Source organism: Nisaea sp., from assembly GCF_034670185.1.
In the GTDB taxonomy this organism is placed as follows: Bacteria; Pseudomonadota; Alphaproteobacteria; order Thalassobaculales; family Thalassobaculaceae; genus Nisaea.
This window is the reverse complement of record NZ_JAXMNY010000001.1, coordinates 1,056,108-1,068,230: the sequence shown is the minus strand read 5'-3', so window position 1 is coordinate 1,068,230 and position 12,123 is coordinate 1,056,108. Positions and strand designations below refer to the sequence as shown.

11 protein-coding genes and 1 tRNA gene are annotated in these 12,123 nt (G+C 59.6%); 5 read left to right on the top strand and 7 right to left on the bottom strand.

Annotated features, from left to right (window positions below; all coding sequences use genetic code 11):
* Window positions 1–4 precede the first annotated feature (4 nt).
* The 3 genes from VOI22_RS05050 (at window position 5) to VOI22_RS05040 (ending at window position 2,971) form a co-directional block, all read left to right on the top strand.
* The gene (locus VOI22_RS05050) at window positions 5–991 is read left to right on the top strand and encodes a TRAP transporter substrate-binding protein (RefSeq protein ID WP_323795470.1); all 987 of its coding nucleotides are present in this window, start codon (window positions 5–7) and stop codon (window positions 989–991) included.
* A 116-nt stretch (window positions 992–1,107) separates the two neighbouring features.
* Window positions 1,108–1,674 (top strand): TRAP transporter small permease, encoded by a 567-nt coding sequence (locus VOI22_RS05045; RefSeq protein ID WP_323795469.1) that lies wholly within the window; start codon window positions 1,108–1,110, stop codon window positions 1,672–1,674.
* A 13-nt stretch (window positions 1,675–1,687) separates the two neighbouring features.
* The gene (locus tag VOI22_RS05040; RefSeq protein WP_323795468.1) at window positions 1,688–2,971 is read left to right on the top strand and encodes a TRAP transporter large permease; all 1,284 of its coding nucleotides are present in this window, start codon (window positions 1,688–1,690) and stop codon (window positions 2,969–2,971) included.
* 11 nt (window positions 2,972–2,982) lie between these two features.
* Here the strand turns inward: VOI22_RS05040 and VOI22_RS05035 are convergent, their stop codons facing one another.
* Both VOI22_RS05035 and VOI22_RS05030 read right to left on the bottom strand, forming a co-directional pair.
* Window positions 2,983–3,888 carry an SMP-30/gluconolactonase/LRE family protein gene (locus VOI22_RS05035; protein WP_323795467.1) on the bottom strand — a complete coding sequence of 302 codons (906 nt, stop codon included), beginning with the start codon at window positions 3,886–3,888 and terminating at the stop codon, window positions 2,983–2,985.
* A 42-nt stretch (window positions 3,889–3,930) separates the two neighbouring features.
* The gene (locus VOI22_RS05030; RefSeq protein ID WP_323795466.1) at window positions 3,931–4,644 is read right to left on the bottom strand and encodes a FadR/GntR family transcriptional regulator; all 714 of its coding nucleotides are present in this window, start codon (window positions 4,642–4,644) and stop codon (window positions 3,931–3,933) included.
* Window positions 4,645–4,958: 314 nt separating this feature from the next.
* Between VOI22_RS05030 and VOI22_RS05025 the strand changes: the two genes are divergently transcribed.
* Window positions 4,959–5,048: transfer RNA gene (locus tag VOI22_RS05025), tRNA-Ser, on the top strand.
* A gap of 46 nt (window positions 5,049–5,094) precedes the next feature.
* On the opposite strand, the gene VOI22_RS05020 is transcribed toward VOI22_RS05025, so the two are convergent.
* Window positions 5,095–6,060 (bottom strand): hypothetical protein, encoded by a 966-nt coding sequence (locus tag VOI22_RS05020; protein WP_323795465.1) that lies wholly within the window; start codon window positions 6,058–6,060, stop codon window positions 5,095–5,097.
* Window positions 6,061–6,158: 98 nt separating this feature from the next.
* Between VOI22_RS05020 and VOI22_RS05015 the strand changes: the two genes are divergently transcribed.
* Window positions 6,159–7,298, top strand: a complete 1,140-nt coding sequence (locus tag VOI22_RS05015) for an aminotransferase class V-fold PLP-dependent enzyme (RefSeq protein WP_323795464.1) — start codon at window positions 6,159–6,161, stop codon at window positions 7,296–7,298.
* Here the strand turns inward: VOI22_RS05015 and VOI22_RS05010 are convergent.
* From VOI22_RS05010 to VOI22_RS04995, 4 genes are read right to left on the bottom strand one after another with little or no spacing between them, the layout of a single operon-like run.
* Complete coding sequence (locus tag VOI22_RS05010) at window positions 7,295–8,569, bottom strand: amidohydrolase family protein (protein ID WP_323795463.1); 1,275 nt, start codon at window positions 8,567–8,569, stop codon at window positions 7,295–7,297. The two genes, VOI22_RS05015 and VOI22_RS05010, sit on opposite strands and share 4 nt — an antisense overlap.
* Before the next feature lie 14 nt (window positions 8,570–8,583).
* Window positions 8,584–9,534, bottom strand: coding sequence for an ABC transporter permease (locus VOI22_RS05005; RefSeq protein WP_323795462.1), 951 nt, complete (start codon window positions 9,532–9,534; stop codon window positions 8,584–8,586).
* 4 nt (window positions 9,535–9,538) lie between these two features.
* Window positions 9,539–10,588 carry an ABC transporter permease gene (locus VOI22_RS05000; protein ID WP_323795461.1) on the bottom strand — a complete coding sequence of 350 codons (1,050 nt, stop codon included), beginning with the start codon at window positions 10,586–10,588 and terminating at the stop codon, window positions 9,539–9,541.
* On the bottom strand, window positions 10,578–12,122 hold the full coding sequence (locus VOI22_RS04995; RefSeq protein ID WP_323795460.1) for an ABC transporter ATP-binding protein: 1,545 nt from the start codon (window positions 12,120–12,122) through the stop codon (window positions 10,578–10,580). The genes VOI22_RS05000 and VOI22_RS04995 overlap by 11 nt, the downstream gene beginning before the upstream one ends.
* Window position 12,123 lies beyond the last annotated feature (1 nt).

Below are 12,123 nucleotides of genomic sequence, written 5' to 3'. Positions count from 1 at the left end.
CAAAATGTCGATCATCCACAAAATCGGATCAACCGCGCTTGCCGTCGCTTTGCTGGCGGGTGTTTCCGGCAGTGTTGAAGCTGCTGAATGGAAAGGCTGGAACATCCACAAGCCCGGATATCCCAATACGGTCGCGATGGACAAGTTCGCCGAACTCTTGGCGCAAAAGACCGACGGGCGTCATACGCTGAAAATGTTCCATTCCGGCGTCCTTGGAAACCAGCCGGATGCGATCGAGCAGCTGCGCATCGGCGGCGTTGAGATAGGGAACTTCAATCTCGGACCGATCGGTCCCGTCGCGCCGGAGGCCAACGTCGTCTCCCTGCCCTTCATTTTCAAGGACATGGACCATATGCATCGGGCCATGGACGGGGCGCCAGGCGATCAGATCAGTGCCGGTATGGCCAAAAAAGGCATGATCGCGCTTGCCTGGTACGATTCCGGCGCCCGCTCCTTCTACAATTCTAAACATCCGATCAATAAGCCCGAGGACGTCAAGGGCATGAAGGTTCGGGTGATGAATAACGATCTTTATTCCGGGATGATTGCCGCACTCGGCGGTAACCCTTCTCCGATGGCCTTCTCCGAAGTTTATCAGTCGCTGAAGACCGGGGTTGTCGACGGAGCCGAGAACAACTGGCCCTCCTATGAGTCGACCGGCCATTTCGAGGTCGCTGGCTATTACTCCCTGTCCCAGCACCTGATTATTCCGGAATGCGTCTGCATCAATGCCGACGTCTATAACGGTCTCTCCGACGCGGATAAAACCGCAGTAAAGGCCGCCGCACGCGAGTCCGCTGAACTGCAGCGCAAGCTGTGGGCGGAGCGGGCAGAGGCCAGCCGAAAAATGGTGATGAAGTCTGGTGTGAAGTTCAACGATGTGGCTGACAAGGCGGCATTCCAGGATGCCATGAAGCCCGTTTTTGAGAAGTTCCTGGAAAGTAATCAGGAACTGAAGCCGCTCGTCGCTGCCATCCAGGCAACGCAGTAAAAACTCCTGTCCCGTGGCCGCCGGAATGACTCACAGATGCGGGTCTTTCCGGCGGCTCTTTTTGACATTCGTCAAGCTGCGTGCCGCATGCGGCACTTTTCGAGCCGGGATTCCAGATGAGCTCCATACATCAGAATGGCCCAGAGGCCGACGCCCGCACGACAACACTTAATGCTCCCCCCATGGTGCGGCTGTTCTTCCTGGGGCTGGATACGCTCTGCCGCGTGAGTCTTTGGGTTTCCGGGATAGCCATGGTCGTTTTGACCGTGATGTTCGGCTGGCTTGTGTTCGGTCGCTACGTGCTTAACGCAACGCCGACCTGGGTCGAGCAGGTCGCCCTGCTTCTGGTCGCCTTGATCGGTTTTGTCGGAGCCTCGACAGGCATCCATGAAAGATCCCATCTCGGAGTCTCGTTTTTTCGGGATATAGCGCCTCGTCCACTGCAGCGCGCGATGGATTTCCTCGTCCACATGATTATGGCCGCCTTCGGAGCAGTCATGATGGTGCAGACCTATAAACTGGTCCTGTTCAAATGGAGCACGCAGATCCCGCTCATCCATGTTCCCGAAGGGCTCCGCGCTATACCGCTGACCTTCTGCGGGGCGGCGTGTCTGATCTATTCGACAGGTCATCTGATCCGGTTCTTCCTGAACCGCGAGCCACCCTCTTCTTCTCCGCGCTGATCGGGATATTCAAATGGGACTTCTCATTCTGCTCGGCGTATTCGCCGTATGCGTCGTCATCGGCGTGCCCGTGGCTTTCGCTTTGGCTGTTGCCGCCGTGACAGCATTCTTCATCGAAGGACTGCCGCTGGTCGTTGCCTTCCAGCGCATCATCTCGGGCATCAATGTATTCTCCCTGATGGCAATCCCCTTCTTCATTTTCGCTGGGGAGCTGATGTTTCACGGCGGCATCGCCATCAGGCTCGTCCGGCTCGCATCCGCAGCCGTTGGCTGGGTACGTGGCGGGCTTGGTGTGGTGAATGTCTTTTCCTCCATGCTGTTCGGAGGCATCTCCGGGTCGGCCGTCGCGGATATCTCGGCGCTTGGCTCGATCCTGATCCCGGTGATGAAGGAAAAGGGCTACGACGATGATTACGCGGTGAATGTTACTGTGACGTCGTCGATTGCCGGCATTCTGGTGCCGCCATCCCACAACATGATCCTGTTCGCTATCGCCGCAGGCGGCGGCATTTCAATTTCGCAACTTTTCCTGGCCGGGGTTCTGCCTGGCGTCCTGATGTGTCTTTGCCTGGCGGCAGCGGCCTATATCATCGCGGTCCGCAGAGGGTACGGGGTTGAACCCTTCCCGGGATTATATTCCCTGTTCATCAGCTTCATCACAGCCCTACCCGGGCTCTTCACCGCCGTCATTATTGTCGGCGGCGTGCTCTCCGGTGTTTTCACCGTCACCGAGTCAGGGGCATTCGGAACGCTCTACGCTTTTGCGGTGACGATGATCGTCTACCACTCCCTGAGCTGGACAGCTTTCAAGACAGCCGTGCTCAATTCGGTCCGCACCACATCGATGGTGCTGATCCTGGTCGCCTCGGCGACGGCGTTCGCCTATATGCTCACGTTCTATCAGGTCCCGAGCCGCATGATCGAGTTCATGACCGGAGTCACCGAGAACCCGATAGCCATCCTGCTGATGATCAATCTCATGCTGCTTGTGCTCGGCATGATCATGGACATGGCGGCGCTGATCCTGATCTGCACCCCGATCTTTTTGCCCGTCGTGATCTCGCTCGGCATGGACCCGGTGCAGTTCGGCATGATCCTGATGATGAATCTGGGATTGGGGCTCTGCACACCGCCGGTCGGGGCATGTCTGTTCCTCGGATGCGCGGTCGGCAAGGTTCCGATCGAACGCGCCGTACGGACGATCTGGCCGTTCTACGCGGCTATTCTTGTCGCGCTTATGCTGACGACCTTTATTCCTGCAATTTCGCTGACATTACCGCGCCTTATCGAAGGCTGAACGGTCTCAGGTCAGGCCCCGCAGGCTGGCGGTGCGTATCCCACAACACCTGGCTCGCAAACGAAAACACCACCGGCCTGGGGCTGGCGGTCTTCGGTTCCCGGGCTGATCAGGCCGTCCCCCATGCTGGTGATGTAAAGCTGCTCCAGTCGTGGGCCACCAAAGGCGAGACATGTGGGTTTTTCGACGGGAACCGGAATGGTCAGGTCAATTGTTCCGTCGGGCGTCAACCGGAGGATCTGCCAGCCGTCAATGCCTGCCATCCAGTAACAACCCTCCGCATCCATCGCCGCGCCGTCCGGGCGTCCGGCCACGGCGTTCGTGTCGAAGAAGGTGCGCCGGTTCGAAGGTGTTCCGGTTTCGAGGTCGTAATCGAACACCCAGATTGTCCGGATCGGCTTGTAGCTGTCGGAGAGATACATCCGCTTTCCGTCGGGCGAAAAAGCGAGCCCGTTCTGGATATAGAGCCCGTCCAGGACTGCCCGGCAGCTCCCGTCCACATCCAGACAAAACAGGGTGCCGTCACCTGCCTCTCCCGCCGCAGCGTCGCGCGGACCGCTTTTCGGCATCGTACCGGCCCAGAAACGGCCCGCCGGATCGACCGTTCCGTCGTTAAAGCGATGTGTGGCAAGTCCCGGCGCCATATCGTTCAGCAGGCGAATAGAGCCATCGGCAGGATCGAAGGCGCACCATCCCTCTTCCAGCCCTACAATCGCACCGCCCGACCGGCGAGGCGCCACGCACCCGATGGCAGACGGCATTGACCAGGTTTGATTTTTCTTCGTCCCGGGATGAAACCGGTGCAGGGACGGCGCGGCAATATCCACCCACCAGAGCGCACTCGATTGAGCGTCCCAGACAGCGCCTTCACCGAGTGTGGCCTTGGCATCGAGGACGCATTCGACCGTGGTGTTCATGTCCATCTCCTGATTTCCGGTTCAGCTAGAGGGACTAGCGCCTTATGAGGAAAGCGTTTTACGGTATCGCGAGATACTGCCGCTGAGATGGTCGCGCATGGCGAGCCGGGCAGCGTCCGGATCGCCGGCGGAGATTGCGTCGGCGATTGCGCGATGTTCCTTGTTCACGCGTTCGAGATAGCTTTTATCAATCAACCGCTCGCGGTCCTGTTCCGAAAGCGTGTTGCGCGGAATGGCGCGTTTTCCGAGTGAGTTCAGAAACGTCGCGAACAGCTCGTTGTTGGTGCCTTGGGCGATGGCGAGATGAAAAGCAGCGTCGAGCGCCACAGAGGACGCACCACTCTCCACCGCGCGCTCGAACTGGTTCAGGTTCTCTCGGATCCGGGCATCCTGTGACAGGCTGCGCCGTGTGGCAGCGAGGCCGGCAGCCTCTATCTCGACGGCCATGCGTAGTTCGAGAAGGTCGAGCGTGCTGTGCACATCGCCAGACAGGAATGACGCCATCCCCCTGTTCCGGGTACCGTTCGGGTCACGGACGAAAATACCGGCGCCGCGTCTTGGCTCGACCAAACCGTCGGCTTTCAGAACCGCAACAGCCTCCCTGATAACGGTGCGGCTGACACCATACTCGGCTTCAAGTTCTTTCTCAGTCGGCAGCCTATCGCCCGTTTTCATGGGCCCAGCGGCGATTTTAGCGCGCAGTGCCGCCGTCGTTTCCTGGGTGAGATTCCGTCCGCGATGAACCTTCTGAGGCATTGACATCGATTCCCGTTGCGTCTTCGAAGTATGATTAGCGGCCTGTATATGTAGTATTAATTCGGACGATTGATCAATTCTATTCTGAACGTAAGGATATCCCCGTTTGCCGTCCGACAAGCCGTATGAGAGGCAGGAAACGCGAAGCCGCCGCCTGGAAAATTCAGGAACTCAGCGTTGTTCACCTGTTCTCTGTTGCAGGGCGCGGCGGGGTTGCGTATAGACACCCGTCCTCGCTCGTTTTAGCGGGGCGGCATTTGAGGTTATTTTGCTTTTCGGGCGATGCCCTGCAGCAATATCGAAATGCCAATTGCGGATGGGTGGCCGAGCGGTTGAAGGCACCGGTCTTGAAAACCGGCAGGCGGGAGACCGTCTCGTGGGTTCGAATCCCACCCCATCCGCCATACCGCTTTTCGGAATTCAAGTTAGATTTTCCGAGTTCACTCTCGGTTATGGCTCGGTTCTGATCCGATTGAGAACCATGAGCCCTGTCTCCGGCACCGCCTTCACATTGATCTCGTAGCGGCACGGGGCGAGCAGCATTGATGTATACCTGTCCGGATTTTTCCTGATTTCTTCGGGGAAGTATTCGTTCAAGGCAACCCCGATCCAGCGAAATCCGTCGCGGCCAAGAATATCCATTCCCCGGTGCATTGCTGCTTCGACACCAAGAGTTTCAAGCACCTCTGACACGGCAAATTCCCGATGGGCGAAACTCGCAAGTTTCAGGCGGACATGCTCATCATCACCAATATAAGAAAAATGCCAGCCTGCATGCTCGAGAACCGCAAGGTTTGAATCGAGCTGGTTTTTCAACATCTTGATTTTCAAGATGAGCCTGAAATCCCGCAATTTTTGTGGACTACTCCGTTTGAAAGCGTGTCCCCATGCCGCCACGGGCCAGACAAAGACAGGATCGGCACCGTCGCGCTGCATATAGTTCAGACGGAGATTGAAATGGGTGAGCTGCAGGCCGATCACATCCACGTCCCTGCGGGTCAGGACCTCTCTGATGGCAGATGCGCGCGGAATTTCATCGACATCTGAAATGATGACGAGATCATCGTCCGCTATATTTTTCAATCCGTAGGAGAGTGCGTTGCGCTGGGCGTTTTCCTTGCCCCATGCATCCAGGTTCGACGGAAACGAGCCGATCTCGATATGGGTGATGCGATCTGCCCAACGGGCGAACCGAGCCTTGTTCTCGTCGTAGTGCAGCGGCTTGGCGATACCGCTATGGGCTTCCGCCGCTTCAACCAGGACGAACCGGTCAACAACATCGTCAAGTTCGCGTAGGCGAAGCTCAAGTATGTCGAGCTCATTGTTGAACATGAAACAGTCGTAGACGGTCATTGGAATCCTCGTAGATGCCTGCAGGCTGCATCGCTGCTTAGCGGAACGGCATGCTGCTGCCAAGTATGGCTGTGCTTGAGATAAGAATTCATTCTGTGCAGTGTGCTATCCGGCGCCCAGCTGGAAGGCAATTTGCGCATAATCCCAATGGAGAACCTCTTATGCCCATTACCTGCAAACGGGATCTGTTCGATCTGCCTACCGGCCTGACTTATTTCAACACGGCCAGCCAGTCTCCTTGCCTCATGGCGAGTTTCTCCGCTGGTGAACGGGGCCTCATGCGCAAGCGGCAGCCATGGATCGCCGAGCGTGCGGCCTTGCCGGCGGAGATGGAGCGCTGCCGAGAGTTGTTTGGCGGTTTACTGGGCGCCACGGCGGACGATGTCGCGATTGTTTTTTCAACGAGTTACGGAATTGCTTCCGCCGCGGCCAATCTGACTTTGGCGCCGGGGCAGGATGTGCTGGTGCTCGAGGCGCAATTCCCGTCGAACGTTTATGCGTGGCAGAGGTTGGCGGAGCGGTCAGGCGGCGGAATTCGCTATGTCCCGCGCGGCGCGGATTTTGACTGGACCGGTGCGGTTCTGGAGGCACTGGACGACGGTGTGGGGATCGTCGCGTTACCGAACTGTCACTGGTGCGACGGGGCGCTTGTCGATCTGGAACCGATCGCGACGGAATGCGTGAGGCGCGGGATACCGTTGGTCGTGGATGCGACCCAGTCGCTCGGCGTAAAACCGCTTAACCTTGAAACTGTTCCGGCGGATTTCATCGTCGCCTCCGGCTACAAATGGCTGCTCTGCCCGGACATGATGGGCTTCATGTATGTCTCCCCCAAGCACCAGTCCGGCATGCCTCTGGAGCTAAACCACGCTTCGCGGATCGACGCGCCGTCGATGGAGACCGGCAGCGGCCTTGGTGGACGCCTGAAGCCGAATGCTCGGCGCTTCGACATGGGGGCGGCGGACAGCATGATCCACATGCCGATGTGCGTTTCCGCGCTGGAGCAGATCACCGAATGGACGCCAGAGGCGATACACGGCTATCTGGTCAAGCTTGTCGATGTGATCGCCGAAAAGGCTGAGGAGCGCGGCTTCACCTGCCCGCCGATAGCCCGCCGCATCGGGCATTTCATCGGGCTTTACCGGGATGAGGCCTGGCCGAAAGATCTCGCGGCTCGGCTGGCGGCACATGGTGTTTATGTAGCCTTCCGTAATGGCGCGCTGCGGATCAGCCCTTATCTCTTCAATGACGCGGCCGATGTGGATCGGCTCTTCGTAGCGCTCGACGCGGAGTTACGCTAAGACCGCCGGAAATCGACCTGATGGCTCTCGCCGCCAATACTGACCGTGCTCATCTGCGGCGGCGCTTCGGCAATCACCTGGCCCCTGCGGATGACGAACAGCCGGTTCGGTTTCAAGCGGATGGCTTCCATCGCATCACCCGCCTGCAGGATTACCAGGTCAGCATTTGATCCTTTCGAGATTCCGTAACCTTCCAGCCCCATCGCTTTCGCCGAATTTTCGGTGACGGCCGCAAACATGGCCTTCATCTCATCAACGCCGGTCATCTGGCCGACATGCACAGCCATGTGGGCCACCTCGAGCATGTCGTGGCTACCAAGGCTGTACCAGGGGTCCATGACGCAATCATGGCCGAGCGCGACATTGATTCCGGAGGCGGTCATTTCCTTCACCCGGGTCATGCCCCGGCGCTTCGGATAGCTGTCGTGGCGGCCCTGAAGGGTGATGTTGATGAGCGGGTTCGGGATCGCGTGCATCTGGCTTTCCGCCATCAGCGGCAGCAGCTTGGAGACGTAGTAATTGTCCATCGAGTGCATGGAGGTCAGGTGCGAGCCTGCGACCCTGCCCTCCAGCCCGAGCCGTTTTGTCTCCGCCGTCAGTGTTTCGATATGGCGCGACATTGGATCGTCTGTCTCGTCGCAATGCATATCGACCCGTAGGCCGCGCTCCGCGGCAATCTCGCAGAGCGCGCGGACAGAACGGGCGCCGTCTTCCATGGTGCGCTCGAAATGTGGAATACCGCCGACGACATCCACGCCCTTGTCGAGCGCGCGGGCGAGGTTCTCCGCCGCGCCCGGCGAGCGGAAATAGCCGTCCTGCGGGAAAGCGACAAGCTGGATGTCGATATAGGGCTTCAGTTCTTCCCGTACCTCGATCAGGGCGTCGACATTCAGCAGACGCGGGTCGGAGGTGTCGACGTGGCTGCGAATGGCGAGCGTACCCTTGGCGATGGACCAGCGCGCCAGTTCCCGCACCCTTTGCTTGATCGCGTCTCCGGTCAGATGCGGCTTCAGCTCACCCCAGAGCTGGATACCTTCCAGCAGGGTGCCAGACTGGTTCAACCGCGGCTCACCGAGGCTGAGGGTCGAATCCAGATGAAAATGCGGGTCGATGAAAGGCGGCGTCACGAGACAGCCGCCCGCATCGATCACCCTGCTAGCATCACCTGTAACAGCCGGGCCGACCTCGACGATGCGGTCGCCCTGAATGGCGATGGACTGACCCGTGCGGCCGTCTGGCAGTGTGGCATTCGTGATCAGAATATCGAGCATAAGTCAGGCTTTCGTTAAACGCGGTCGCCCCGCCGGAACGGGACCAGCAGCGCTTTCGGGTAAAGGGCCCGCCGGGACATGATCACCATTGCAGCAATGGAGAGCACATAAGGCGCCATGAGGAAGAATTGGTAAGGAATCTGCGCGCCGGCAAGCTGCTGCGCACGGACCTGCAGAGCGTCGAGCCCGGCGAACAGCAATGCGCCGAGCAGCGCCTTGCCCGGGCGCCAGGAAGCAAAGATCACCAGCGCGACGCAGATCCAGCCACGGCCGTTGATCATGCCGAAATAAAAGGCGTCGAAGGCGCTCATGGTGATGAAGGCACCGCCGACGGCCATGAAGGCGCTGCCGACCATGACCGCGCCGGTCCGCACCGCCAGCACATCAATGCCCTGTGACTCGACGGCGACCGGGTTTTCCCCTGCCATGCGTACGGCGAGTCCGAGCGGGGTGCGTTCCAGCACGTACCAGACGGCCGGAACCGAAAGCAGCGCCAGATAAGTCAGCGGCGTTTGGCTGAACAGCGCTTCACCGATCACCGGAATGTCGGAAAGGCCGGGAATGGCATAGGGCTGGAACGGGACGATCTTCGGTGGTGTCGTCGCATCCGGCAGCAGCATGCGGAAGACGTAGTAGCTGAGCGAAGACGCAAACAGCGTGATACCTATCCCCGTCACGTGCTGGGATAGCCCGAGATAGACCGTGAAACTCGCGTGAAACAAGCCGAACAGCGCACCAATAAAAGCGGCGAAGACAATACCGCCCCACAGATCCCCGCCCTGAAAGACCCACATCCACCCGGCCATGGCGCCCATGGTCATGATGCCTTCAATACCGAGATTGAGGACTCCTGCCCGCTCGCAGATCAGCTCACCAAGTGTGCCGAGGATCAATGGGCTGACGATCCGAATCGTGGCGGCCCAGAAGCCGGCGGTGAGGAGAATTTCGAGGATGTCGCCGATCATTGCCTCAATTCCAGCGGATGCGGTAACGGGTCAGCATGACACTGACCAGAATGGTCAACACCGACAGGCCGACTAGCACGTCCGCAATGTAGGTCGGGATATCGGTCGACCTGCTCATCGCATCGGCGCCGACATAGACGGCCGAGATGAAGAAGGCCGAAAGAATGACACCGAGCGGATGCAATTGCGCGAGCATGGCGACGGCAATCCCCGCATAGCCGAAGCCCGGTGAGAGATCGAGCGTGAGGTAGCCTTTGAGCCCGGCGACTTCGCTAACCCCGGCGAGACCCGCAAGACCGCCTGATATCAAAGCGGTACGGATCACCGTTGCATTCACGCCGATGCCGGCGAAACCGGCGGCGGAGGCGTTCAGGCCGACGGCGCGGATCTCGTATCCCCAGACGGTGAAGCGCATCAGGGCCCAGGCAAGCAATGCGGCGACGAGCGCGAAGATAAAGCCGAGATGCAGGCGCCCCTTGGCCAACAGCGGCGGCCAAATGCCTTCATCCACGATGGGGGCGGCCTGTGGCCAGCCGAGTGACATCGGGTCCTTCCACGGCCCCTCAAGCAGATATCCGGCCAGCAGCAGGATGACGAAATTCAGCAGCAGCGTCGTCACCACCTCGTCGACCTTCATGTGGGTCTTCAGCAGAACCGGCACGATCAGGACGGCGCCGCCGGCCATGGCGCCGACCAGCATCAGAAAGGGGATCATCAGGTAAGGCGGCAGGGAAATCATGCCGGTGCCGAAGAAGGTCGCGGCCAGAGCGCCGCAATAGAGCTGCCCTTCGGCGCCGATATTGTAGAATTTCGCCCGGAAGGCGACAGCTGCAGCTAATCCCGTGAAGATCAGCGGCGTGGACCGTGTCAGCGTTTCATTCAGGGCAAAGCTGGAGCCGAGCGATCCCTTCAGCAAAGCCCAATAGGAGGCCAGCACCGGCTCTCCCGCCCAGATGATCAACCCGGCGCCGAGTACCAGTGCCGCCAGAACCGCGAGGGGCGGCGCCATTATCACGCGCCAGAGCGCGACATCTTCCCGTGTCTCAATGCGCATGCGCGGCCTCCGCTCCATGCCCGGACATCAGCAGGCCTACATCGCCAATTGTCAGGCTTTCCGTATCCTGTGGCGCGGTCAGCCGGCCGTGATACATGACGGCAATCCGGTCGCTGAGGGCGAAGAGTTCGTCCAGATCCTCGGAGATCAACAGAATACCGGCACCGTCGGCCCGTGCCTGCAGCAAGCGGCTCTGGACATAGGCAATGGCCCCCTCGTCCAGACCGCGGACCGGCTGGTTCGCAATGATGAAGCGTGGCCCCTTCGACAGCACGCGCGCTAGGATGAGCTTCTGCATGTTGCCGCCTGATAACAAACGCGTTTCTGCTTCCGGGCCTTCACAACGAATATCGAATTCCTCGATCAGGCGGTTTGTTCGCCGCACGGCCCTGCCCTTGTCGATGACGAAGCCAGCGCGGGCAATTTCGGATCCGCGCCGGTCCTCGCTGATCAGGTTCTCCCAGAGCGGCATTTCACCAACCACGCCGGTAGCGTGCCGATCCTCGGGAATACGGCCGACACCACGCCGGACAAGTTCCGTCGGATCGGCCACGCCCGGTCCGCCAAGGATCTCGACGTCGCCGGTCTCGGCTGTTGTAAGGCCGGACAACAGGTTCGCGAGCGTGCGTTGACCATTGCCCGCGACACCGGCAAGTCCGATGATCTCATGCGCCCGGATTTCGAGGCTGACCTCTTTCAGGCTCTGCGCTTCACTATCCGCGCGGCATGAGACGTGGTCCAGGCGCAGAACCGCATCGCCCGGTGTCATTGCAGTCGCTTTCGGCCGGTTCACTTCCTCGCCCACCATCATGTGCGCCAATCCGGCCCGATCTGCATCGGACGTCGTGACGATCCCGGCGACGGCACCCCGGCGCAGCACCACCACCCGGTCCGTGTGATTGAGGATCTCGTTCAGCTTGTGGGAGATGAAAATGACAGCCAGGCCCTTGGCCGTCAGCTTCTTCAGAGTCACGAAAAGGCTTTCCGATTCCTGCGGCGTCAGAACCGCCGTCGGCTCGTCCAGAATGAGAATACGGGCGTCACGGTAGAGAGCCTTCAGGATCTCTACCCTCTGCCGTTCACCGACCGAGAGTTCGCTGACCGGTTTGTCCGGATCGGCATGCAATCCATACTCGGAAGCCATTTTCTCGATCTTGGCCCGGGCGGCCTTGATATCGCGGCGCCAGGCAAAAAGCGGCTCGGTGCCGAGGGTGATGTTCTCCAGCACCGTCAGGTTTTCGGCAAGGGTGAAATGCTGATGCACCATGCCGATACCGGCCTGGATAGCCGCGTCGGTCGAGCCGGGAGGCAACGGCGCGCCATCCACCATGATCTCGCCCTCCTCGGCTACGTAATGCCCGAAGAGGATGTTCATCAAAGTCGTTTTTCCGGCCCCGTTCTCGCCCAGCAGAGCCAGGACCTCGCCCTGATTGAGGTCGAGCGATATCGCATCGTTTGCGACCAGCGGGCCGAAACGCTTGGTGATGCCCCTGAAGGATAACAGGGGCATCACTGAGACAGATTTATGGGTCACG

Excerpts from the sequence above, each read along its gene's own strand:
- VOI22_RS05005 (WP_323795462.1), bottom strand. The coding sequence starts at position 9,534 with ATGATCGGCGACATCCTCGAAATTCTCCTCACCGCCGGCTTCTGGGCC.
- VOI22_RS05040 (WP_323795468.1), top strand. The coding sequence starts at position 1,688 with ATGGGACTTCTCATTCTGCTCGGCGTATTCGCCGTATGCGTCGTCATC.
- VOI22_RS05050 (WP_323795470.1), top strand. The coding sequence starts at position 5 with ATGTCGATCATCCACAAAATCGGATCAACCGCGCTTGCCGTCGCTTTG.
- VOI22_RS05015 (WP_323795464.1), top strand. The coding sequence starts at position 6,159 with ATGCCCATTACCTGCAAACGGGATCTGTTCGATCTGCCTACCGGCCTG.
- VOI22_RS05010 (WP_323795463.1), bottom strand. The coding sequence starts at position 8,569 with ATGCTCGATATTCTGATCACGAATGCCACACTGCCAGACGGCCGCACG.
- VOI22_RS05035 (WP_323795467.1), bottom strand. The coding sequence starts at position 3,888 with ATGAACACCACGGTCGAATGCGTCCTCGATGCCAAGGCCACACTCGGT.
- VOI22_RS05030 (WP_323795466.1), bottom strand. The coding sequence starts at position 4,644 with ATGCCTCAGAAGGTTCATCGCGGACGGAATCTCACCCAGGAAACGACG.
- VOI22_RS05045 (WP_323795469.1), top strand. The coding sequence starts at position 1,108 with ATGAGCTCCATACATCAGAATGGCCCAGAGGCCGACGCCCGCACGACA.
- VOI22_RS05000 (WP_323795461.1), bottom strand. The coding sequence starts at position 10,588 with ATGCGCATTGAGACACGGGAAGATGTCGCGCTCTGGCGCGTGATAATG.